This window comes from Streptomyces sp. NPDC050418, assembly GCF_044458745.1.
GTDB lineage: Bacteria > Actinomycetota > Actinomycetes > Streptomycetales > Streptomycetaceae > Streptomyces.
Window position 1 is genome coordinate 204,752 of sequence record NZ_JBITIG010000015.1, and the last position, 21,658, is coordinate 226,409.

Annotated in this window: 20 protein-coding genes; 9 read left to right on the forward strand and 11 right to left on the reverse strand. The window is 70.5% G+C overall.

What is annotated here, in order from left to right; translation table 11 throughout:
• Positions 1-13: 13 nt before the first annotated feature.
• A complete protein-coding gene (locus tag ACIBI4_RS31370; protein ID WP_399207559.1) occupies positions 14-862 on the reverse strand; it encodes a hypothetical protein in 849 nt (282 codons plus the stop codon).
• A gap of 177 nt (positions 863-1,039) precedes the next feature.
• Here ACIBI4_RS31370 and ACIBI4_RS31375 point away from each other — a divergent pair, with 177 nt between their 5' ends.
• On the forward strand, positions 1,040-3,505 hold the full coding sequence (locus tag ACIBI4_RS31375) for a polysaccharide lyase 8 family protein (protein ID WP_399207560.1): 2,466 nt from the start codon (positions 1,040-1,042) through the stop codon (positions 3,503-3,505).
• 51 nt (positions 3,506-3,556) lie between these two features.
• Here the strand turns inward: ACIBI4_RS31375 and ACIBI4_RS31380 are convergent, their stop codons facing one another.
• Both ACIBI4_RS31380 and ACIBI4_RS31385 read right to left on the reverse strand, forming a co-directional pair.
• Positions 3,557-4,804: a TolB family protein gene (locus ACIBI4_RS31380; protein WP_399207561.1), complete on the reverse strand. Its 1,248-nt coding sequence runs from the start codon at positions 4,802-4,804 to the stop codon at positions 3,557-3,559.
• 184 nt (positions 4,805-4,988) lie between these two features.
• Positions 4,989-5,891 (reverse strand): LysR family transcriptional regulator, encoded by a 903-nt coding sequence (locus tag ACIBI4_RS31385; protein ID WP_399207562.1) that lies wholly within the window; start codon positions 5,889-5,891, stop codon positions 4,989-4,991.
• A gap of 70 nt (positions 5,892-5,961) precedes the next feature.
• On the opposite strand from ACIBI4_RS31385, the gene ACIBI4_RS31390 reads away from it, so the two are divergent.
• Together ACIBI4_RS31390 and ACIBI4_RS31395 are read left to right on the forward strand one after the other, a co-directional pair.
• On the forward strand, positions 5,962-6,987 hold the full coding sequence (locus ACIBI4_RS31390; RefSeq protein ID WP_399207563.1) for an NAD-dependent epimerase/dehydratase family protein: 1,026 nt from the start codon (positions 5,962-5,964) through the stop codon (positions 6,985-6,987).
• 65 nt (positions 6,988-7,052) lie between these two features.
• Complete coding sequence (locus ACIBI4_RS31395) at positions 7,053-7,937, forward strand: aldo/keto reductase (protein ID WP_399207564.1); 885 nt, start codon at positions 7,053-7,055, stop codon at positions 7,935-7,937.
• 10 nt (positions 7,938-7,947) lie between these two features.
• Here the strand turns inward: ACIBI4_RS31395 and ACIBI4_RS31400 are convergent, their stop codons facing one another.
• Complete coding sequence (locus tag ACIBI4_RS31400) at positions 7,948-9,273, reverse strand: MFS transporter (protein ID WP_399207565.1); 1,326 nt, start codon at positions 9,271-9,273, stop codon at positions 7,948-7,950.
• A 309-nt stretch (positions 9,274-9,582) separates the two neighbouring features.
• Between ACIBI4_RS31400 and ACIBI4_RS31405 the strand changes: the two genes are divergently transcribed.
• Both ACIBI4_RS31405 and ACIBI4_RS31410 read left to right on the forward strand, forming a co-directional pair.
• Positions 9,583-11,148 carry a S8 family peptidase gene (locus ACIBI4_RS31405; RefSeq protein WP_399207566.1) on the forward strand — a complete coding sequence of 522 codons (1,566 nt, stop codon included), beginning with the start codon at positions 9,583-9,585 and terminating at the stop codon, positions 11,146-11,148.
• Positions 11,149-11,361: 213 nt separating this feature from the next.
• On the forward strand, positions 11,362-12,075 hold the full coding sequence (locus ACIBI4_RS31410) for a heparin lyase I family protein (protein ID WP_399207568.1): 714 nt from the start codon (positions 11,362-11,364) through the stop codon (positions 12,073-12,075).
• On the opposite strand, the gene ACIBI4_RS31415 is transcribed toward ACIBI4_RS31410, so the two are convergent.
• Complete coding sequence (locus tag ACIBI4_RS31415; RefSeq protein WP_399207569.1) at positions 12,054-12,683, reverse strand: TetR/AcrR family transcriptional regulator; 630 nt, start codon at positions 12,681-12,683, stop codon at positions 12,054-12,056. The genes ACIBI4_RS31410 and ACIBI4_RS31415 overlap by 22 nt on opposite strands.
• Before the next feature lie 81 nt (positions 12,684-12,764).
• Between ACIBI4_RS31415 and ACIBI4_RS31420 the strand changes: the two genes are divergently transcribed.
• From ACIBI4_RS31420 to ACIBI4_RS31435, 4 genes are all read left to right on the forward strand, one after another.
• A complete protein-coding gene (locus tag ACIBI4_RS31420) occupies positions 12,765-13,172 on the forward strand; it encodes a RidA family protein (RefSeq protein ID WP_399207571.1) in 408 nt (135 codons plus the stop codon).
• Between the two features lie 229 nt (positions 13,173-13,401).
• Positions 13,402-13,794, forward strand: a complete 393-nt coding sequence (locus ACIBI4_RS31425; protein ID WP_399207572.1) for a hypothetical protein — start codon at positions 13,402-13,404, stop codon at positions 13,792-13,794.
• A 12-nt stretch (positions 13,795-13,806) separates the two neighbouring features.
• A complete protein-coding gene (locus ACIBI4_RS31430) occupies positions 13,807-14,337 on the forward strand; it encodes a hypothetical protein (RefSeq protein ID WP_399207574.1) in 531 nt (176 codons plus the stop codon).
• Complete coding sequence (locus tag ACIBI4_RS31435) at positions 14,334-14,732, forward strand: peptidase inhibitor family I36 protein (protein WP_399207575.1); 399 nt, start codon at positions 14,334-14,336, stop codon at positions 14,730-14,732. Before ACIBI4_RS31430 ends, ACIBI4_RS31435 begins: the two co-directional genes overlap by 4 nt.
• A 96-nt stretch (positions 14,733-14,828) precedes the next feature.
• Here the strand turns inward: ACIBI4_RS31435 and ACIBI4_RS31440 are convergent, their stop codons facing one another.
• The 6 genes from ACIBI4_RS31440 to ACIBI4_RS31465 all read right to left on the reverse strand — a co-directional run bounded on the left by ACIBI4_RS31440 (position 14,829) and on the right by ACIBI4_RS31465 (position 21,308).
• Entirely contained in the window at positions 14,829-15,731 is a 903-nt protein-coding gene (locus tag ACIBI4_RS31440) for an alkaline phosphatase family protein (RefSeq protein ID WP_399207576.1), read from the reverse strand.
• 31 nt (positions 15,732-15,762) lie between these two features.
• Entirely contained in the window at positions 15,763-16,749 is a 987-nt protein-coding gene (locus tag ACIBI4_RS31445; RefSeq protein ID WP_399207589.1) for a hydroxyacid dehydrogenase, read from the reverse strand.
• A 41-nt stretch (positions 16,750-16,790) separates the two neighbouring features.
• Positions 16,791-17,714, reverse strand: coding sequence for a carbohydrate ABC transporter permease (locus ACIBI4_RS31450; protein ID WP_399207577.1), 924 nt, complete (start codon positions 17,712-17,714; stop codon positions 16,791-16,793).
• Entirely contained in the window at positions 17,711-18,559 is an 849-nt protein-coding gene (locus tag ACIBI4_RS31455) for a carbohydrate ABC transporter permease (RefSeq protein WP_399207590.1), read from the reverse strand. The genes ACIBI4_RS31450 and ACIBI4_RS31455 overlap by 4 nt, the downstream gene beginning before the upstream one ends.
• Before the next feature lie 198 nt (positions 18,560-18,757).
• Positions 18,758-20,059: an ABC transporter substrate-binding protein gene (locus tag ACIBI4_RS31460; RefSeq protein WP_399207578.1), complete on the reverse strand. Its 1,302-nt coding sequence runs from the start codon at positions 20,057-20,059 to the stop codon at positions 18,758-18,760.
• A 136-nt stretch (positions 20,060-20,195) separates the two neighbouring features.
• Positions 20,196-21,308 (reverse strand): substrate-binding domain-containing protein, encoded by a 1,113-nt coding sequence (locus ACIBI4_RS31465; RefSeq protein ID WP_399207579.1) that lies wholly within the window; start codon positions 21,306-21,308, stop codon positions 20,196-20,198.
• Positions 21,309-21,658 lie beyond the last annotated feature (350 nt).

Sequence of the window (21,658 nt, forward strand, 5' to 3'; positions counted from 1 at the left end):
GCCGAGCTCAGCCCTACCGCAGCGCCTTGAGCGTCGCCTTCGTGTCCGTCACCAGCCACTCCTCGACGTCCTTCGCGGACGGGACCTTGCTGTCGCCGGAGGACGAGGCGCTGTAGTCGCTCCAGCTCATCCGGAAGGTGAACCAGCCCTCTCGGACGTTCAGCTCCATCCGGTTGAGCTCGTCGTCGGTGTCGCTGGTCTCCGTCGTCAGCCAGGCCTCGTCGCCCAGGCCGTCGACGCGGGTGACCACGGTCTTGGAGCCCTCGTAGTCGTAGTCCTCGTTGGACTTGGCGAGGTCGGCGTACTCCTCAGCGGGATCGGTCGCCTTGTGCCAGGTCGCGTTGTACGTGATGTAGGTGCTCGTGTACTCCTCGGTGGACTCCTTGTCCTTGAGGTCGAGGCTGCAGTAGCTCTGGTCGACGGTCGGCCGCTGCGAGGAGTACCGGGTCTCGTCGTTCTTCTCGGTGCCCTTCTCGTAGCGGCCCTTGAACGAGGACATGTCGGCCGCCGAGCAGAGGTTCTTCTCATAGCCGTAGCCGCCCAGGTCCGCGCTCGCGGACCCCAGGTTGCCCGTCGCGAACAGGGCGCCCGCCCACACGGCGGACGCGACCACGACACCGCCGATGCCCCACGCCCAGCCGGGGATTCCCTTGCGCGGCGCGGGCGGCGGCACGGGCGCGCCGAAGCCGGGCTGCGGCATGGGCGCACCGGGCATACCGGGCTGCATCTGCTGAGGGAACGCGGGCTGTGGTGCCTGCTGGGCGTACGGGTTCTGCTGGACCGGCGCCTGCGGAGGCTGGGGAGACGGCTGCTGATAGGGGTTCGGCTGCGGCGCTCCGCCGGGTCCGGGTATCGATGACATAAAGGGAATCTATCCAGCGGCAATGCCCTCTTATGCGTCGGCCCAGCTGTCGAGACCGTCACCCTCCGCGAAGCGATCGAAACGCTCAACTTGGCAGTATCTATTGAGCGTTTGAACGTTTGCGTGCTAGAAACCGCATGCTCCTGCCCCCAGTCGTACGTCCCTCCGGAGTTCTCCATGACGACGTCCTGGTCCCGCCGCGGTTTCCTCGCCTCCAGCGGCGGCACTGCACTGGCCCTCGGTCTCACCGCCACCGCGCCGACCGCCCATGCGGCCGCCTCCGCCGAGGCCTCCGCCGCCTCCGCGGGCGCCGCCCCCGAAGACTTCGCCGCGCTGCGCGCCAAGTGGCGCACCCTGATCCTCGGTGAGGGCTTCAGCCCCACCACGGAGCCCTTCAAGTCGAAGCTCCGGACCCTCGGCACGAACGCCCGCGCCAACTGGGACACCATGACGCCGGCCGACGGTTCGCTGTGGCCCGGCATGGTCTACAAGGACCCCGAGCCGGACACCGACCAGGAGTCGTACGGCTACTCGGGCCAGATCCAGTCGACGTTCGGCAAGCTCTACACGATGGCCGAGGCCTACGCGCAGCCCGGCACCGGTCTGACGGGCGACGCGGGCCTCAAGGACGCGGTGATCACCGGCGTCGAGCACCTGTACGCGCAGGTCTACAACGAGAACCAGGCCCGCTACGGCAACTGGTACAACTGGCAGATCGGCGCCCCGCAGTCCCTGATGGACATCGCGGTCCTGCTGTACGAGCACTTCACGGCCGACCAGATCGCCAAGTACTGCCGGGCCGTCGACCACTTCGTGCCCGACTCCGTGATGGACCACTACACGGGCACGAGCACGGGTGCCAACCGTGTCGACCTGTGCCGCGCGATGATCCTGCGCGGTGTCGTCGGCGGCAGCGAACAGAAGATCACGCTCGGCCGCGACTCCCTCTCCCCGGTCTTCCCGTTCGTCACCAAGGGCGACGGCTACTACGCCGACGGCTCGTTCATCCAGCACACCTCGATCCCGTACATCGGCGGCTACGGCGCGGTGCTCAACGACGGCCTCGGCCGGCTCTTCGCCCTGCTGCGGGGCTCGGGTTGGCAGGTGACCGACCCGGGGGCGCAGCAGTTCCTGGACACGGTCGACATGGCGATAGCCCCGTTCGTCTACAACGGCCTGATGATGGACAACGTCTCCAGCCGCGGTGTCACCCGCGGCCTGGTCGCGAGTGATCCGTTCCAGCTGGCGCAGGACGACCACAACAGGTCGCACGGCGTGATGGGTTCGATCGTGCTGCTCGGCAAGGGCGCGAGCCCCGAGCAGCAGGCCCGCTGGAACGCGATGGTGAAGGGCTGGATGCGCCGCGACTACTACGGCACGGCCCTGGACAACCCCAAGCTCAGCCTGTTGCGCACCTCGCAGTTGTACGAGGTGGACTCGGACGACACGGTCAAGGCGGCGCCCGAGCCGGTCGAGCACCGCGTGTTCGCGAACATGGACCGGATCACGCACCGCCGCCGCGACTGGGCCGCGTCCGTGAGCATGGCCTCGACCCGTATCTCCCACTACGAGACGGGCAACGGCGAGGGCCTGCGCATGTGGCACACCGGCTCCGGCTGGCTGCAGTGGTGGGGCGCGGACCACGGTCTCGAGCAGTACGCGGACCACTACTGGCCCACGGTCGACCCGTACCGCCTGCCCGGCATCACCGTCTCGAAGAAGCCGCTGACCGACGGGCAGGGCGGCGACTGGGCGGGCCCGAAGCCGGACTTCGCGTGGGTGGGCGGGGTCACCGACGGCGAGTTCGGCACGACCGGGCAGCAACTGCGCGGGATCTTCTCGACCATGACCGCGAAGAAGGCCTGGTTCTGGCTGGACGACGCGGTCGTCTGCCTCGGCGCGGGCATCACCTCCACCGACGGCGCGGGCGTGGAGACCGTGGTCGACAACCGCAACCTGGGCGCGTCGGGCGAGCCGCGGCTGCTGCTCGACGGCCGCGCCCAGCCCGGAACGCAGGGCTGGAGCACACGGCGAGCGGGCACGGACTGGGCACATGTCGCCGGGCACGCGGGCTATGTGTTCCCGGGCGGTACGACGCTGAACGTGCTGCGCGAGGAGCGCACGGGGGCCTGGAAGGACATCAACCGGGGCAGTTCCCCGAAGGAGTTCACCCGGCGCTACCTCACCCTGTGGCAGGACCACGGCAGCGACCCGGTGGACGCCTCGTACGCGTACGTGATGCTGCCGGGCGCGAGCGCGGCCCGCACCGCGGCCCGCGCGGCAGACCGCAACTGGCTGGAGCTCACCGCCAACTCCCCGCGGCAGCAGGGCATCCGGGTGCCGTCGCTCGGCTTCACCGGGGTGAACTTCTGGGAGGCGGGGACGGTCGGCAAGGTCACCGCGAGCGCGCCGGTGTGTGTCCAGATCCGCGAGAAGCGCGACGGCACGGCGACGGTCTGCGTCTCCGATCCCAGCCGTACGGTCAAGGGCCTGACGTTGCGCTGGAAGCGGCCGGTGAAGTCCGTGACCGGCAAGCCGGCTTCGGTCACCTCGGCCACGACGGGCCGGGAGCTCGTGCTCACCTTCGGCGATCTGAGCGGCACCTACGGCGCGACGCAGAAGGTGACGGTCCGGCTCAGGTGAGGACCCGGGTGGGGTGTCCGCCGGGCTGCGGGCACCCCACCCGGTACGGGCTCAGCGCAGCCGTAGCCGGAACACGTCGTCCACGCCGTTGGTGTCCCCGGGCACGAGGTCCGTGGCCGCGGAACTGAACACGACGCTGCCGTCCTTGGTGAACGCGGCGGACGTGATGTTCCCCTGCACCTCGCCCTGGAGCGTCGCCGGGATGAGAAGCCGCGACGGGCTGTCGCCCCGCACGTCGCGGACGCGGAGTCCGCCGTCCTTCCACGTGCGATATGTGACGTACCGCCCGTCGGGGCTGATGGCCTCCGGCCTGCGGGTGTAGAAGTCGGCCTCGCCGCCGTGGTCGCTCTGGACCCGTACGGCGGAACCGGTGCGCAGATCGCGCACGAACACGTTCCAGCTCTTGTCGTCGTCGCCGGGCACGATGTGGTCGTCGGCGGACTCGAAGGCCACGTAACGGCCGTTGCCGCTGATGACCGGGTCGAGCGACTCGCGCTTCATCGGGGTGCCGTCGTGGCTGACGTCGGCGCGGGTCAGGGTGCCGGTCTCGCGGTCGCGTACGTAGACCTGGCCCCAGTCGTCGCCGCGCGGCCCGTTCGTGTAGTCGTACTCGTACGCCACGAAGCGCCCGTTGTCGCTGATGCTGGGCTTGATCGCGGCGCGCGGCTGCCAGTCGGGGCGGTCGTGGCTGACGCGCTCGGTGACGTTCGTCCTCAGGTCGCGTACGTAGATCCGGCCGCCCTCGTCCTTGGTGGGCTCGGGCGGGTACGCGGCGGAGAACGCGACGTACCGGCCGTTGGCGCTGATCACGAAGCCCGAGAGGGTGGCGCCCTGGTAGCCGTCGGGGATCCCGGTATCGACGCGCTCCGGCGCGGCGGTGGAGCCGAGGCGGTGCACGAAGTGCCCGGTGTCGGCGCCGACTCGGCCCTCGAGCAGAACATGGCGCCCGTCCCCGCTGAGCTTGGCCTCGATGTCCGCCCCGGCCGGCACGCCGGGGATGACGAGGCGCTTCACGGTGCCGTCCGTCAGGTTCTTGACGAACCAGGGCAGTCCGGTGGTGGGCGTGCCCGTCTCGATGTTCCCGGCCCCGGACTTGAACAGGACGGTCCGTCCGTCGCGGCTGACGGACGCTGTGCCGCTCGCGGCGTCGGCCTGACCGCCGTCCTTCGCCGTGCTGATCCTGCTGTACGCCGACGGCTGCTGGTCATCAGCCACGGCGGTCGGTGCGGTGAACGCGATGGGCGCGCCCACGGCGATGGTCAGCGCGGCCGCTGTGGCCGCGCGCTTGCTGATGCGCATGCTTCCCCCGAAGCCCTCGTTCCCCCGGCCGTGCGCCGAGGGCCATTTGCATGCAAACCCACCACAAGTCGCGCGTCAATACGCGCCTTTACGTACAACCCGGATGGCCCCTCGTGCGTCCGTACGCCTCAGACGCCCCACACGTGGGAGCGGTTCCACGCAATCGCGCCGCAGTTCTGTGTGCCTACGCGAAGGCCGCGGCCTGGTCCCGCAGCGCCTCGACGAGGGTCTCGGCCTGCGGGTGCGTACGGCCGCGGAGGGTGGCCACACCGAGGTGCCGGGCGGGGGCGGGCGTCCGGAGCGGGACGGTGTGCACACCGGGCACCCGCGGGGTCAGGGCGATCGACGGGATCAGGGAGATGCCCAGGCCCGCGGCGACCAGGGAGCGGGCGAAGAAGTAGTCGGTGGTGGTGCTGCGGATGTCGGGCTGGAATCCGGCGCGTTCGGCGTGGCGGCGCAGGAAGTCCGCGGTCTTGAGGCAGCCGAGCACCCAGGGTTCGGCGGCCAGTTCGGCGATGTCGAGGGCCGGGCGCGCGGACAGCGGATGGCGGCGGGGCAGCACGACGTGCAGCGGGTCGTCCATGAGCGGCTGCCAGGTGAGGCGGCTGCGCGGGCCCGCCCGGGTCGGCAGCGGACCGTCGAAGTGGTACGCGAGGGCCAGGTCCACGGCGCCCTGACGGACCAGCGGCAGACTGTCCTCGGGCTCGGCCTCGCGTACGTGCACCACGGCGCCGGGGTGCGCGGCGGCGAGCCGCGCCAGCGCGCCGGGCAGCAGGAGACGGCCTCCCGTGTTGAAGGTGGCGAGGGTCAGCTGCGTCCGTCCGGTCTCCAGACGGTCGACCTGCTCGCGGGCGTGCGCGAGTTCGGCGGCGACGGACTCGGCGGCGTCGACCATGATCCGGCCCGCCGGGGTGAGGGTCACACCACGCGTGCTGCGGGACACGACCTCCGTGCCGAGGCTGCGTTCGAGGACCGCGATGTGCTGCGAGACGGCCGAGGGCGTCAGCCTCAGGGAGGTCGCGGCCCGGTTGAAGCTGCCGTGTTCGGCGACCGCCCGCAGGATGCGGAGCCGCTGGACGTCGATCAACAGTTTTCCTTCATACGAGTTCAGTGAGCAGTCACTTCTGCTGGCGACAATAGATGCCCAGGATGGAGGCATGCAAAGCAACGAACGCACGAACAAGCCCTTGCCGAGCGGATCCCTGAACAGCGGGCCCCTGAAGGTCGCCGTGATCGGTGGCAGCCGGTACTTCGGCCGGCTCGTGGTCGAGCGGCTGCACGCGGCCGGCCACCACGTCACCGTCATCAACCGCGGGTCGAGCCGGCCGCCCGCCGGGGTCGAGCACCTGGTGGCGGACCGGGACGACGAGGCGGCGCTGGTCGCGGCGCTCGGCACGCGGTCGTTCGACGTGGTCGTCGACCAGGTCTGCTACACGCCCGTACAGGCCGCGATCGCCGTCCGGGCGTTCCGCGGGCGGACCCGGCGCTATGTGATGACCTCCACGATCGAGGTCTACAACCCGGCGACCGCCGAACTGCCCGCGGTCACCGAAGCGGCGGACGGTCTCGTACGGGAGGAGGCGGTGGACCCGGCGTCCTGGCTGGTGCGGACCGATCTGCCGTGGCATGACGAGGACTACGTGGCGGGGCACTACGCGGAGGGCAAGCGGCAGTCGGAGGCCGTGTTCGTCCAGGACGGCGGGTACGCGTTCGCGAGTGTGCGCAGTGCGCACGTCCTCGGCGGCGGGGCGCTGGAATTCACCGGCCGCCTGGCGCACTACGTGGAGCGGGTCCTGTCCGGCCGCTCGGTCGAGGTGCACGAGCACCCGCTGCCGTCCGTGTTCATCGAGTACGGGGAGCTGGCGGATCTCCTGGTCCGAACGGCCACCGATGACCAGGTCACCGGGGTGCTGAACGCCTGCTCGGACGGTGCGCTCGATGTGCGCGAACTGGTCGAGGTGATCGCGGAACGCACGGGCCGGTCACCGTCGTTCACGACGGTTGCCACCGGAGAGGAGGCCTCCCCGTTCTCCTTCGACCGGCCCTACGCGATGAGCAACGCCCGCGCAAAGGGGCTCGGAATCCCCGTCTCCCGTACGAGGGAGTGGCTGCCGCGGGTCGTCGACGAAGCGGTGGCGGTGGCGGTGACAACCGCCGCCCGCACCGATGCCGACGCCCTCTGATCAACCCCCGTCACCCCGGTCACCCACAGCACCCACAGCACCCACAGCACCCACGAGGAAGATCCATGCACTTCCGCCCCATAGGAACCGCCACCGTCAGCGCCATCGGTCTCGGCGCGATGCCCCTGTCCATCGAGCACCGCCCGGACGAGGCACGCGCCGTCGCCACCCTGCATGCCGCGCTGGACGCGGGAGTGACGCTGATCGACACGGCCGACAGCTACCACTGGCACGCCGGGGAAAGCGGCCACAACGAACTGCTCATCGCCCGCGCCCTCGCCTCGTACGGCGGCGACACCTCCGGTGTGCTGGTCGCGACGAAGGGCGGCCGCGGCCGCCCGGGCGACGGCAGCTGGACCGTGGACGGTTCGCCCGCGCATCTGCGACAGGCGGCCCGAGCCTCCGCCCGCCGCCTGGGCGTGGAGGCGATCGGTCTCTACCAGCTGCACAAGCCGGACCCGGAGGTGCCGTGGGCCGAGTCCGTGGGCGCGCTGCGCGAGTTGCTGGACGCGGGGACGATCCGGGCTGCGGGGATCTCCAATGTCACGCCGGAGCAGGTCCGCACGGCGTACGGGATCCTCGGCGACGGGCTCGTGTCCGTGCAGAACCGGTACTCCCCCGCCGTACGGGACAGCGATCCGGTGCTTCGGCTGTGCACGGAGCTGGGCCTGGCGTTCCTGCCGTGGAGTCCGCTGGGCGGGATCGCCCGCAGTTCGCTCGACGGTCCTTCCGGTCCGACGTCGGCGGGGACGGCCTTCCACGAGGTCTCGGCCGCGCACGGGGTGAGCCCGCACCAGGTCGCTCTGGCCTGGCTGTTGACGCGCTCACCGCGGGTGATCCCGCTGCCCGGTGCGAGCCGCCCGGCGTCGGTCCGTGACTCGGCGGCGGCCGCGGACCTGACGTTGAGCCCAGAGGAGGTGGCGCTGCTCGATGCCGCCCGCCCCCTCTGAGCACGGGAGTTCACCCCTTGGCGGCCGTCCCGCCCCGCAGGATCCCGGTGAGCGTGCCGGTCGATGCGACCGCAAGGACCGTGAGGCCGACGATCAGGCAGGTGGCCGTCACGCCGAGACCGGCCGCGGCCGCCGTGATCGCGCCCGCGCCCAGCGGTCCGAGCGCCGTGTGGATGGTCCAGAACGCGGAGGTGACACGGCCCAGGAGATGGCTCGGTGTGACCTCCTGGCGCAGTGACATCGAGCTGATGCCGGCGATGCCCATGCACATCATGGTGATGAGGAGCAGGGTGCCGACCAGGGGGACGTTGCCCGCGAGGCCGATCCCGGCGACCGCGAGGCCCGCGAGCGCGGTGCCGCTGATCCAGACGACGCCGAACGGGAGGTGCTTGCGGATCCGGGCGACGGCGGCGGACGCGATGAACGAGCCGACGGTGCCTGCGGTGAGGACATAGCCGACCGTGGTGTCGGCCCCGTCGAAGTCATGTTTGACCAGGTAGATCACCAGGTCCGTCAGCCCGTACATGAGGAAGCTGAAGAGGGAGAGCAGGAGGGTGAGCGGGCGCAGGACGGGGTGCGCCCAGAGGAACTTCGCGCCGGCCAGGAACTCCTCGCGCACACCGCCGCGTCGCTTGCCCTCGGTGTGCGAGGTGGCGTCGAAGCGGACGAAGAGGATCCCGGCCGCGGAGACGGCGAAGGTCACCGCGTCGATCCCGATCGCCGCGGACGGTCCGGCGGTCGCGGCCACGAAGCCCGCGAGCGCGGGGCCCGCCATCCCGGCCGCGGCGTACGTGGCGAATAGATGGCCGTTCGCCTTGGTGATCTGATCGCGTCCGACCAATGAGGGCACGACGGTCACGTACGTGACCTGGAAGAGCATCGAGAAGCAGCCCGCGACCGGAACGATCGCGTAGACCAGCCAGATCGGTTCGCCGCCCAGCCAGGCGAGCGGGATCGAGAGATAGAGCAGACAGCGCGCCCCGTCCGCGAGCATCAGGAGCCTGCGGCGGTCGAAACGGTCGGCGATGACGCCCGCGAACAGCCCGGTCACGATGGACGCGACGCCGGTGAGTGCGGTGACGAGGCCCATCTGCAGCACGGATCCGGTGGTGTGCAGGACCAGCAGCGGCAGGGCCACGTACGAGAAGGAGTCGCCGAGCGAGGAGAGGGCCTGGACGCCGAGGAAGGTGCGGTAGGAGCGATTCCGCCACAGCCCGGGAGCCTGCTCGCCGCCTCCGGCGCCGCCGCCTGCGCCGTCACGGCCGGCGCCGTCCCCCTCACCGCCCGCGCCGTCGGCCTGCTGCGGACGGGCTGCGGGTATGTCCTCGGGCGGCACGCGTTTCTCCTCCTGCACGACGACGGGCGGAAGTTCATCAGATCACGGCGCCGAGGCCGTTCTGCGCTCGGCCGTGACAGTTCTGCCCTCGGCAGAGGCACCGGTGATGACGGTGTGTCATGTCAGGCATATGGCAAGCCTGTTACGTATCTGCAGGACCCTTGTGGGATTCCTATGGATCCGTCAATCTTTCGCACAGCGACGTGGCCGTCACGGATTGACATGACCATGGCGTGCTGTTTCGCGGGCTCCAGGCAATCCCCCCGCAACACCCCCCACCAGTGCACCATCCACGAGGAGGACCCTCAGATGGCACAGAAGCGTCCCGCACGGCGAAGACTGGCAGGCATGGGAGCGGCGGCCGTCGCGGCCCTCGCCCTCGGCATGGTCTCCGCTCCCCACGCAGGCGCTGCTCCCGTCGGCATGATCGAGAACGCCGGCGTCAAGGGAGCGATAGCGAACAGCTACATCGTCACGCTCGACGCGGACGAGGCGAAGGCCGGTTCCGCGAAGGGCAAGGCGCTCGCCAAGGAGTACGGCGCGGACATCGAGCGCACGTACAAGAAGGCGCTGAACGGCTATGAGATCCAGGCCAGCGAGGCCGAGGCGGAGCGTTTCGCCGCGGACCCGGCGGTCGAATCGGTCGCCCAGAACCGGACGTTCAAGATCTCGGCCACCCAGCCCAACCCGCCATCCTGGGGCCTGGACCGGATCGACCAGAAGACCCTGCCGCTGAACCAGAGCTACACCTATCCGGACAAGGCCGGTGAGGGCGTCACCGTCTACGTCATCGACACCGGCGTCCGGATCACCCACGGCGACTTCGGCGGCCGTGCCTCGTACGGCTACGACGCCGTCGACGACGACAACACCGCGCAGGACGGCCACGGTCACGGCACGCACGTCGCCGGTACCGTCGCGGGCACCTCGCACGGTGTGGCCAAGAAGGCGAAGGTCGTCGGCGTCCGCGTGCTCGACAACAACGGCTCCGGCACCACCGCCGGTGTCGTCGCGGGCATCGACTGGGTCACGCAGAACGCGGTGAAGCCGGCCGTCGCGAACATGAGCCTCGGCGGCGGCGCCGACTCGACGCTCGACGCGGCCGTGCGCAACTCGATCGCCTCCGGCGTCACGTACTCGCTCGCCGCGGGCAACGAGTCCACCGACGCCTCGACCCGTTCGCCCGCGCGCGTCGCGGAGGGCATCACGGTCGGCGCTACCACCAGCACGGACGCGAAGGCGAGCTACTCGAACTACGGCTCCGTCCTCGACATCTTCGCCCCGGGCTCCTCGATCACCTCGGCGTGGAACTCTTCGGACTCCGCCACCAACACCATCTCCGGTACGTCGATGGCGGCACCGCATGTCGCGGGTGCGGCCGCGCTGTACCAGTCCGAGAACCCGTCGGCCACCCCGGCACAGGTCCGTGACGCCCTGGTCGCCGCGTCGAGCACCGGCGTGGTCACCGGCCCGGGCACCGGTTCCCCGAACCGGCTCCTGAACGTCGGCTCCGGCGGCACCGTCCCGCCGGGGAAGGCCTTCGACAACACCACGGACTACGCGATCAACGACCTGGCCACGGTCGAGTCGCCGATCGCCGTGAGCGGCGTCGCGGGCAACGCCCCGGCCGCGCTCCAGGTCCCGGTGAACATCGTGCACACCTACATCGGTGACCTTCGTGTGCAGCTGGTGGCCCCGGACGGCACCGTCTACACGCTGAAGAACTACGGCACCGGCGGCAGCAGCGACAACATCAACACCACGTACTCCGTGAACGCCTCGTCCGAGGTCGCCAACGGCACGTGGAAGCTCCGGGTCAGCGACAACTACCGCCTCGACACCGGAAAGATCGACTCCTGGGGTCTGCGTTTCTGACGCATCCCGGGTGAGCACTGCCTGAAACGCCTCCCGTACGACGCCGGCCGCGGTTCCTCCTGTGAGGACCGCGGCCGGTTTGCGTGGCAGCACATGACGGATACTCCCGAACGATCGATTCGCTCAACTTGGGCCCATGTATTGAGCGTTCGAGCGATCGGCGATAGAAAGCGCTCACTGCCTGGTTGCCTCCCACCCCCCTCAGGAGTCCCCATGCGCAAGCGCCTCGGCACGGCCCTCGTCGCCGCCGCCGGTTCCCTGGCCCTCATCGCATCGTCCCCCGCCCACGCCTCGGTCATCTGGGACGGCGACGCCTCGCGCGGCACCGGAGTGTTCTCGTCGCTCCTGTGCGCCTCGCCCGGCAGCGTCGTCGCCCAGGACAACCACGACGGCCGCGGCATGGTCTTCAAGTTCAACAAACCGCTCGGCCTCGAACGGTGCGAGGCCCACGGGATCACCGTCGGCGGCTCCCGTTACACGTTCCGGAACAACGCCACGTACTACATCGGCTGGGACACCTCCACCAACACCGACGACGCCGCCACGATCTTCCAGTGGAAGTCGTACGGGACGGGCGAGCAGCACCAGCAGAACTACCCGGTCCTGATGAAGGTCGAGGGCGGGGTACTCAAGCTCTTCCACATCGAGCCCGGCGAGAAGTGGACGCTCAAGTGGTCCACGCCGGTCGCCGTGAGCACGTACAAGCGGATCGTGCTCGGCATCCACACGTCAAGTGACGCGTCGAGCGGCTGGGTCGAGGCGTACTACAACGGCACGAAGGTCGCGTCCTTCAGCGGCCGCACCTGGGACGACCTCGGCAACGACACCCGCTTCGGGGTCTACGGTTCCGAGGTGAAGGACAAGCGGGCGATCAACTGGATCGACGGTCTGAAGGTCGGGACCACCTACGCCGACGTCGCCACCTGAGCGACCGGTCTCCAGCCTCGCTCCACCGACGCACGGCAGCGGGCCGGATCGTCGCCCGCTGCCGTGAACAGCGCGGTCAGGAGCGGCACGCCGTGCGCGAGCGCCGTGTGCGGCAGCGGTCCGGTGGCCGTCAGCGAGGCGAGACCGTGGCCGACGGCCCAGCTCTGCGTGGCCAGTCCGAGCGGGTCGACGTCCTCGCGGAAGCGTCCGTCGGACTTGGCGCGGCCGATGGCGTCGACCAGGCAGTGCAGGGTCGCGTCCGCGGCGGCCGGGTCCGCCAGTTCGAAGCCCGCGTCGAACATCACGCGGTAGAGGTCCGGGCTGTCCAGGGCGTTGGCGGCGTAGGCCGCGCCGAGCGCCGCGAGGTCCCGTACCGGGTCGGCCGTGGAGTCGACGGCGGCCAGCCGCGCGGTCAGACGCGTGAACCCCTCCTGCCGCAGCGCCGTCCAGAGGCCGTCCATGCCGCCGAAGTACGTGTAGACCGCCATGGTCGACACCCCCGTGCCCGAGACCAGGGTGCGCAGCGTCACCGGCTGCCGTGTGCGGAGCATCTCGGCGGCGCGCGCGAGGAGTTGGGAGCGGACCGCCGGGTCCTTCGTCCGGGCCATGCGCACACATTACATAACGCTGCTATGTAATGTGAGGCGTGCGGTCGCAGCCCCAGACGCCGATTCGAGAAGAGGCCACCCATGCCCGTGACGCTGATCAACCCCGAGGGCCTGCCGAAGCCCGAGGTCTACCGGCAGATGTCCGTCGCCACCGGGTCGCGCCTGGTGTTCCTGGCGGGGCAGGTCGCCCGTGACGCGGACGGACGGCCGGTCGGCGGCGGGGACTTCGCGGCGCAGGTCGAGCAGTGCTACCTCAACATCGCCACGGCCCTCGCCGCGGCCGGCGGCTCCTTCGACGACGTGGCGAAGCTGACGGTCTACGTCGTCGACTGGAAGCCGGAGCTGATGCCGCTGCTCGGCGAGGGCGTGAGCCGGGCGGCCGAGAAGCTGGGCGTCGACCCGGTCAAGCCGGTGACGCTGCTCGGTGTCGCGGCGCTGGGCGAACCCGACCTCCTGGTGGAGGTGGAGGCGACGGCGGTACTCGCCTGAGCCTTGGAGCCTGTTCTTGAACCACGGCCCAACGGGTCGTTCGGGCGGTCCGGAAGTGCGCCGAGGCGTACGCCGGACCGCCTCTTCGTGGGCGTACGGGAAAGGAGTGCAGGTCGGGGCATCTGCGGTGTGACTGTTCACCGGTGGGAGTGATCTTGCGCTTGGCGTCGGCCGGAGCTGGGGAGTTGACGGTCTGCCCAGCCATCGACCACTTGTCCAGGGGGAACCCGTGCGACTCCGAACCGTCCTGTCCGTCGCGGCCGCCGCCGCCTTCGCCATGGCCCCGGCCGGCTTGGCCCAGGCCGAGCCAGGCCTTCCGTCCGCCCAGATCCGCGGCGAGGTCTGCTTCTGGGCCGAGCCCAACATGATGGGTCCGGGCGGAGGCTGGTGCTACTCCGGCACCGGCTACGCCGACGTCCCCGACCGTATGCACGACCACGCGGGCTCCTTCGAGTCGCGCAGCGACGACCCCGTCTACGCCATCGACCATCCCCGCTGGGGCGGTTGCGTGTACCGCGAGATCCGCGGACGCGACTACAACATGAACTGGACGGCCAACAACGACTTCGGCAACCGCATCGACGGGGTCTCGCACGAGAAGGGGAACTGCCAGCCGGGCTGACGGGCACCCACGATGACGTCGCGACACTCTCTCGCCGCGGTCCTGCTCACGGCCGTCACCTTGCTGACCGGCAGTCTCCTGACCGGTTGCGCTGAGCGCCGGGGCACGCCGCTGAGCCCGGACGACACCGTACGGGCCGCGCAGCTCCTGCTCACCGAACAGTGCCTGATCCGCCAGGGTCTGACGCCGCCGCGCCCCGGCAGCACGCCGCCGCCCGAGGCCGAGCGCCGCCAGGTCGTCAAGGCGCTGTTCGGCGCGGGACAGACCGAGCTGCGGGTCCGGCTGCCCAACGGATATGTCGTCCGACGGCACACCGACGGCTGCCTCGCCTCCGCACAGCAGCGGCTGTACGGCGACCAGCCCCGGTGGTTCAAGGTCTCCACCACCGTCGACAACCTCAAGTCCAAGGCGCCGCGGGACGACCGGCTCGCGTACAAGGCGCTGCGCGCACGGGCGGTGCAGAACGCCCGGGCGCTGCTCGGCTCCACACTCCTCGAATCCCCCCAGGCAACGCCCATCGCCACCGAAAGGAATCACTCATGACCCGTGTGTCCAAGCACCACACCGTGAGCCTGCTCGCCGCCGTCCTGCTCGCCGCGGGCAGCGCGCTCGCCACCTCGTCGGCCGCCTCGGCCGCGGACTGTCCCAGCGGGGACTTCTGCGCCTGGACGGAGGCCAACTACTCGGGCCAGCGCGCCAACTGGTCCGGTGACGACAACTGGTGGGAGGGGAACATCGCCGACCAGGACTCGTCGTGGGCCAACCACGGGATCTCGGGTCCCGGGGTCAAGGACCACGTCCAGGTCTACGAGGACGCCAACACCCCGCTGGAGGACCCGGACGCGATGACGATCTGTCTGCGTCCGGGCGACGAAGTGAGCTACAACGCGACCGCCAACGACCGCGGGGACTCGCATACGTGGGCCATGGGCTGCTGAACACCCCATGACCGAGGGGCAGGCGGCCACCGGCCGCCTGCCCCTCGCCCGTCCTGCACCCTCGCCCGTCCCGCACCCTCGCAGTCCTCCCCCGTCCTACGCCTTCGACCAGGCCCGCCCGTCGACCGTCGCGTGCGAGTCGACCGTGCGGCCGAGGGACGCGAAGACCTGGGGTGCCACGTCCTCGTGGCGCAGGGCACGTTCAGGCGGTGCGCCCGGTGCCATCCCCGGGCCGCAGGCCGCGATCCAGGCCGTCTCCTCGCGTGCGGTCCGTCCGCCGTGGCCGCCCTCCGGGCGGTGGCCGTGGTCGGTGACGACGATGACCGTCCACTCCTCCTCCGCGTACGAAGGGCGGGCGCGCAGGGCGGCGAGCAGGCGCCCGAGCCGCTCGTCCGCCCGGCGGATCGCGGACTCGTAGGGTTCGGCGCAGCCCAGGACATGGCCGGTCTCGTCGACGGCGCCGAGGTAGACGAAGGACGCCTCGGGGTCGTCCTCGGTCAGGACCGTGACGGCCGCGCGGGTGATCGCCTCGTCGGTGGCGTCCCAGGCCTCGACGGTGTCGGCGGGTGCCGCGATGAAGGTCGTACGGCCCGGGGTGCGGAACAGCGGGCCGCCGTGCGCGGCGGTGAGCAGCGGCTGCCAGCCCGCCGCGACATAGCTGGAGGCACCGTGTTCGCAGGTCAGCCGGCTGGCGAAGTCCGGGAAGAGCGCCAGCCGGTTGCCGGAGAAGTCGTTGCTCCACACGGCGTGCTTGTCGATCCGTACGCCCGTGGTGATGGTCGCCCAGCAGGGGCCGGACATGGTGGGCGTGCCGGGATCGATGGTGACGGGGGCGAGGAAGCCCGCCTCGGCCACGGAGTCCAGGTGCGGGGTGGGCACGGCGGTCAGGGTGTCGAGGGTGACACCGTCGATGCCGACGACGAGGACGCGGCGGCGGGGTGCCGTGGGGCCGGCCCCGGGATCGGCCAGTGGCTCGTTCGGTGCCTGGGCGGCGGACATACGGGTCCCTTCTGTACGGCGGCGGGGGCGCTCAGGCCGAATGGGCGAGGGTCGCGGGGTCGACGCGGTGGCGGAACGGCAGGCCGCGTGCATACAGCTGGATCTCGTCGATCGCGGCGTCCGCGAGGCGGTGCAGTTCGCCGCCGATCGATCCGGCGAGGTGCGGGGTGAGCAGCACGTTCGGCAGGTCGTACAGCGGTGAGTCGGCGGGCAGGACCTCGGGTTCGGTGTGGTCGAGCACCGCGTGCAGCCGGCCGGTGCGCAGCTCCTTCGTGAGGGCGTCGGTGTCGACGAGCGAGCCGCGTGCCGTGTTGATCAGCGTCGCACCGTCCGGCATCAGGGAGAGGCGTGCCGCGTCGAACAGGCCCTTGGTGGCGGGGAGTTCGGGTGCGTGCAGGGAGACGATGTCGCTGCGGAGCACGAGGGCGTCGAGGTCCATGCGCTCCACGCCGAGGGCGGCGGCGTCGTCCGCGCCGAGATACGGGTCGTACATGAGGACGCGCAGGTCGAAGGGGGTCAGGAGCTCGGCGACGCGGCGGCCGATCCGCGAGGCGCCCACGAGCCCGACCGTGCGCCGGTAGTTGCCGACGCCGGGGAAGAGGGCGAGCAGGGAGACCTGGCTGCGGGAGGCACGGTAGGCCTGCGCGCCGTCGAGGACGCGTTTGTTGGCGAGGAGGATGGCGGCGAGGGTGTACTCGGCGACGGGCAGCGCGTTGGCGTCGGCGGCCGTGGTGACCGCGAGGCCGCGCTGCCAGCAGGCCTCGGTGATGTGGTGCTTGACGCTGCCTGCGGCGTGCACGACGGCCCGCAGTCCGGGCATACGGCCCAGCGCGTCCTGGTCGAGGGGCGGGCAGCCCCAGCCGGTGAGCAGCACCTCGGCCTCGTACAGACGCTGCCGTACGGAGCGGCTCGGGGCGGCGAAGTCGGTGACGACGAGGGACGGGTCGACCTCGGCGATGCCTTCGAGGCGGCTGAGCGCGTCCCGTCCGAAGACGGCGGCCTTGGTCTCCTCGCTCATGGCGAGGACCGTGCGGGGCCGTACCGCGGTGAGGGCTGTGGTCACTTGACGGCTCCCGCGGTCAGGCCCGAGCGCCAGAAGCGCTGGAGGCCGAGGAAGGCGAGGATCAGCGGGACGACGGCGACGAGCGCGCCGATGATCACCAGCGGGTAGAGCTCGGGCTGCTGGTAGACGTTCTTCATCCACGCGTACAGGCCCAGGTTGACGGGGTAGAGCTGCTCGTCGTTGAGCATCATCAGGGCGCTGTAGAAGTTGTTCCAGGACGCCGTGAACGAGAACAGGAAGATGGTCATGAAGCCGGGCGCGAGCATCGGCAGCGCCACCCTGCTGAAGATCCGCAGTTCGCCGGCACCGTCCATCCGGGCCGCTTCCAGGACCTCGGAGGGGACGTACCCCTCGGAGAAGACCCGGGCGAGGTAGACGCCGAAGGGGTTGACGAGGCTCGGGACAAGGACCGACCAGTAGGTGTTGGTGAGTCCCGCCTCGGAGAACAGCAGGTAGAGCGGGAGCGCGGTGACCGTGGACGGGACGAGGACACCGACGAGGACGAGTCCGAACAGCTTCTCCTTGCCCTGGAACTCGTACTTGTCGAAGGCGTATCCGCAGGCCACCGAGATCAGCGTGGAGAGCAGCGAGCCGACGACGGTGTAGAGGACGGTGTTGCCGAGCCAGGTGGCGTAGATGCCGTCGTTGTAGGCGAACAGGGCCTTGAGGTTCGCGAGAAGGCTGAAGTCGCCGAGCGAGAACGGGTTGGTGGCGAACAGGTCCCGGTAGTTCTTGGTGGACGCGATGACCAGCCAGGTCAGCGGCATCAGGGCGTAGAGGGCGAAGACGATCAGTACGGCGTGGACGACGGCCTTGGAGGCGAACTGCCGTGGGCGGCGTGCGGGCCGGACGCGTATGGGGAGCTCCGCCGTCTTCACAGTGGTGGCCTGCGCCGCGCGCGGTGCGGTCTTGGTGCTCATGAGGCCTTCCAGCGGTTGCCGGTCTTGGTGACGACGAAGGAGAGGAGGCCGGCGACGAGGGCGAGCAGCAGGGAGCCCGCCGCCGCCTGGCCGTAGTCCTGGTTCTCGAAGGCCTCGGCGTAGATCCACATGGTCGGTGACCAGTCGGTGCCGAGCTCGGTCGCGCGCAGCTGGACCAGCTTGGGCGCGTCGAAGAGCTGGATCGCGCCGACGACGGTGAAGAGCAGGGTGAGGACGACGGTGGAGCGGATCATCGGGATCTTGACCTGCCAGGCGGTACGGACCGCTCCGGCGCCGTCGACCGTGGCCGCCTCCAGGACCTCACGCGGGATGGCCTGCAGACCCGCGTAGAAAATGATCATGTTGTAGCCGATCCACTGCCACGCCGAGACGTTGACGATCGAGAAGAACGCCTCGTCCTTGCCGAAGAAGTTCCAGTCGGAACCGAGCGCGGTCAGGGTGTCGGTGAGCGGGCTGAGGCCCGGGGTGTAGAGGTAGAGCCAGATCAGCGAGGCGATCAGGCCCGGAACGGCGTGCGGCAGGTAGTACGCGATCTGGAAGAACCGCTTGGCGCGGGTCAGCGCGCTGTCGACGAGCAGCGCCAGGGCGAGTGCGGCGCCGATCATCACCGGGATGTAGACGGCGCAGTAGAGCGCGATATGGCCGAAGGAGGCGAGGAAGTCGGCGTCGGTGAGGGTCTCGGTGAAGTTGCCGAACCCCGCGAACATGCGCTCCGTGCCGCCGAATCCGAGCCCGGAGGACTCCTCGCGGTACAGGCTCATATAGGCCGCGTAGCCGATCGGGGCGAGCGTGACCAGGGCGAACAGGGCGAAGAACGGCACCATGAACAGGGCGGCGGCGCCCTTCTCGTTGCGCCGGCTGCGCGGGGAACTCTCCGCCCGGGGGCGGGTTTTGGCAGGGGTGGTGAGCGGTGCGGCCACCGGTGGGCTCCTTCGGCTCGAAGGACGTACGGATCGGTTACGGAGCGGGGGTGGAACGGGGCCCGGGCCCTCGGTGGGGTTCCGGGCCCCGTCGCCCGCGCGTTACTGCGCGAGCTTCAGACCCCGGTCCTTGATCGACTTCTCGGCCGCGAGCTGCCCCTGGTCGAGCGCCTTGCTGTGCTCGGCGCCGGTCTCCGTCATCCCGGCGTTCACCGCGGCGTGCACCGGGCCCCAGGTCCAGCCGGGCACGATGGAGTCGGCGGCCTCACCGGCCAGCCGGTAGACGTCCTGGCCGAAGTACGAGGTGTCGAACTCCTTGGCCGCGACCGCCCGCATCTCCTCGTTGGCGGGCAGGGCGCTGCTCGGCGCCTTGGCCGACTTGATCCGGGCCTTCATCGCCGCGGGGTCGGTGGTGACCCACTCGATGAACTCGGCGGCCGCCTCGGTCCTGCTGCCCTTCGGCGCGATGAACGACGTTCCGCCGTACATGCCCGTGGCCGCCTTGCCGTCCCAGGTCGGTACGGGCGCGATGGCCCACTTGCCCTTGGCCTCGGGGTAGCTGACGGGGAAGCTGCCCGCGCTCCACGCGGCGCCGATGATGGTGGCGGTCTTGCCGGTGGCGCGCTCCTTCTGCTCACCCTCGCCCCACAGCGGGGTCTTGGAGGCGAGACCGTCCTTCAGGAGGTCGTCCCAGTACGTGGCGACCTTCTTCGAGGCCGCATCCTTCATGTCGACCTTCCAGGCATCACCCTCGGTGCCGTACCACTTGGCGCCCGCCTGCCAGGCCAGGCCCGCGAGCAGCGCCGGGTCGCCGCCGCCGAAGTTGGTGATCTTCACCTTCGGGTCGGCCTTGGTGATCTTCTCGGCTGCGGCACGGTACTCGTCCCAGGTCTTGGGGACCTCGACCTTGTGCTTCTCGAAGATGTCCTTGCGGTAGTACATCTCGATCGGCGTGACGTCGAAGGGGACGGCCCAGGTCTTGCCGCCCAGGTTCACCAGGGAGTTGATGTTCTCGGGGAACTTCTCCTCGACCAGGTCGCCCGAAGTGCCGGTGAGGTCCACCAGGTTGCCCGCGCTCGCGAACTCCGGGAGCTGGGAGTAGTCCATGGTGGCGACGTCCGGGGCGTTGCCGCCCTTGATCGCGTTGCTGAGCTTGGTGATGCCCTCCGCGCCCGCGGGGACGAGGCCGAACTTCACCTTGATGTTCTTGTGCGTCTTGTTGAAGGCCTCGACCGTCTCCTTGGCGCCGCTGGTCGCGGACCAATAGGTGATCTCGACCGGCTTGCCGTCGGAACCGGCCGCCCCCGCGTCGCTGTCGTCACCGCCGCAGGCGGTGGCGAGCAGGGCGAGGGAGGCGATCGACGCCGTCATGGCTATGCGGGCGGTACGGGAAGTGCGCGACATGGCACGGCTCCTACGAGAAGGCCAGCAGAAGGAGGGCTGAACAGGAGCCATCATTTGGGCCGGACCGATCACCGTCAAGAGCGAATGACCAACTCAATCGAAACGATCGGTTACTTGAGCGTCTGAGCGCCCGACTTCAGTCGCTAGCTCCCGCTTTGCTCCCGCACGACGTACGGATCCTCAACTCCGGCAGCAGATCGATGTGTTGGCGCGGCCCCTGCGGAACCTCCGGATCGGCGGTGAGCCGGGCGAGCAGCAGCTCGGCGGCGCGCGCGCCCACTTCCCGCTTGGCCGGCGCGGCGGCGGACAGCGGCTGGTCCGCGAGTGCCGCCACCTCGTCGTCGTACGCCACGACCGCCAGGTCCTCGGGGACGCGGATGCCGCGGGCCTGCAGCCGCGGGATCAGGGTCAGCGCGTCCGCGTCGCTGTGGATGAGCGCGGCCGTGACGCCGTGGTCGTCGACGAGGTCGCAGAGGTAGCCGTAGGCGCGGTCGAAATGGCTCACGTGGTCGAGCGGTGAGTCGTCGCTCGCGTCGAGCTGGGGCACCCGCTCCAGGCCGAGCGCCTCCACCGCGGACGCGTAGCCGAAGGCCAGATGCCGTGCCGTGGGCGAGTTCTGCAGGACCAGGCCGACCTTGCGGTGGCCCAGCGAGGCGAGGTGGCGTACGGCCTCGGCGGCTCCGTGCCCGTGGTCCGAACGGACCCGGTCGAGGGCGGCGGCGGGGTGGCCGTGCGGCACCCAGCGCTCCATCAGGACGGTCGGGACGCCGAGGCCGGCCACCCAGGCGCCCTCGTCACCGCGCGGGGCGCCCTCGTCCCAGGTCGGGGTGATGAGCAGCCCGTCGACACCCGCGGCGATCAGCCGCGCCGCCTGGCGGGCGTCCTCGCCGGGCAGGTAGTTGGTGATGCCGATGGTGATGCGTGCGCCGTGCGCGTCCACCACCTCCCGTACGCCGCGCATGACTTCGGGGTAGTAGTAGTTGTTCGTCGGGACGACGAGGCCGATGACCAGGCCCTCCGCGTCGGGCGCCGCCGACTGGCGGGGGATCTGCTCGGCGGCACCGCCCGGCCAGACCACCGCGCCGTGCATCCGCTGCAGCCGTCCGGCGGCCGCGAGTGCCTCGACGTCGCGGCGCAGGGTCACCGGTGACACACCGAGCTCCCTGGCGAGTTCGGCCACGCGGATGCTGCCGCGCTCGCGGACGATTTCGAGGACGCGTTCGTGGCGCTGGTCGACATGGAGTCGCATCGGGTCGGTTCCCCCTGGGTTGCGGCCGGGCAGGATGCCGTAAGCGTATCGATCGATTCCGATCAAAACGATCCCTTGACGAAAAAGACCGCGGCGGGGGGGGGGGGGGGGGGGGGGGGGGGGGGGGCGGGGGGGGGGGGCGGGGGGGCGGGGGGGGGGGGGGGGGGGGGCCGGGCCGGGGCCGGGGGGCGCGGCGGGGGGGGCGGGTGTCTTTTACCTGGGCGGGGGGGGGGGGGGGGGGGCCCCCCCCCCGCGCGGGGGGGGGGGGCGGGGGGGGGGCCGGGCGGGCGGGGCCCCCCCCGCCCCCCCCCCCCCCGCCGCGGCTCCTCGGCGGTCCACGGGACCGGCCC

Excerpts from the sequence above, each read along its gene's own strand:
- ACIBI4_RS31370 (WP_399207559.1), bottom strand. The coding sequence starts at position 862 with ATGTCATCGATACCCGGACCCGGCGGAGCGCCGCAGCCGAACCCCTAT.
- ACIBI4_RS31375 (WP_399207560.1), top strand. The coding sequence starts at position 1,040 with ATGACGACGTCCTGGTCCCGCCGCGGTTTCCTCGCCTCCAGCGGCGGC.
- ACIBI4_RS31380 (WP_399207561.1), bottom strand. The coding sequence starts at position 4,804 with ATGCGCATCAGCAAGCGCGCGGCCACAGCGGCCGCGCTGACCATCGCC.
- ACIBI4_RS31390 (WP_399207563.1), top strand. The coding sequence starts at position 5,962 with ATGCAAAGCAACGAACGCACGAACAAGCCCTTGCCGAGCGGATCCCTG.
- ACIBI4_RS31395 (WP_399207564.1), top strand. The coding sequence starts at position 7,053 with ATGCACTTCCGCCCCATAGGAACCGCCACCGTCAGCGCCATCGGTCTC.
- ACIBI4_RS31405 (WP_399207566.1), top strand. The coding sequence starts at position 9,583 with ATGGCACAGAAGCGTCCCGCACGGCGAAGACTGGCAGGCATGGGAGCG.
- ACIBI4_RS31410 (WP_399207568.1), top strand. The coding sequence starts at position 11,362 with ATGCGCAAGCGCCTCGGCACGGCCCTCGTCGCCGCCGCCGGTTCCCTG.
- ACIBI4_RS31415 (WP_399207569.1), bottom strand. The coding sequence starts at position 12,683 with ATGGCCCGGACGAAGGACCCGGCGGTCCGCTCCCAACTCCTCGCGCGC.
- ACIBI4_RS31420 (WP_399207571.1), top strand. The coding sequence starts at position 12,765 with ATGCCCGTGACGCTGATCAACCCCGAGGGCCTGCCGAAGCCCGAGGTC.
- ACIBI4_RS31430 (WP_399207574.1), top strand. The coding sequence starts at position 13,807 with ATGACGTCGCGACACTCTCTCGCCGCGGTCCTGCTCACGGCCGTCACC.
- ACIBI4_RS31435 (WP_399207575.1), top strand. The coding sequence starts at position 14,334 with ATGACCCGTGTGTCCAAGCACCACACCGTGAGCCTGCTCGCCGCCGTC.
- ACIBI4_RS31440 (WP_399207576.1), bottom strand. The coding sequence starts at position 15,731 with ATGTCCGCCGCCCAGGCACCGAACGAGCCACTGGCCGATCCCGGGGCC.
- ACIBI4_RS31445 (WP_399207589.1), bottom strand. The coding sequence starts at position 16,749 with ATGAGCGAGGAGACCAAGGCCGCCGTCTTCGGACGGGACGCGCTCAGC.
- ACIBI4_RS31450 (WP_399207577.1), bottom strand. The coding sequence starts at position 17,714 with ATGAGCACCAAGACCGCACCGCGCGCGGCGCAGGCCACCACTGTGAAG.
- ACIBI4_RS31455 (WP_399207590.1), bottom strand. The coding sequence starts at position 18,559 with ATGGTGCCGTTCTTCGCCCTGTTCGCCCTGGTCACGCTCGCCCCGATC.
- ACIBI4_RS31460 (WP_399207578.1), bottom strand. The coding sequence starts at position 20,059 with ATGTCGCGCACTTCCCGTACCGCCCGCATAGCCATGACGGCGTCGATC.
- ACIBI4_RS31465 (WP_399207579.1), bottom strand. The coding sequence starts at position 21,308 with ATGCGACTCCATGTCGACCAGCGCCACGAACGCGTCCTCGAAATCGTC.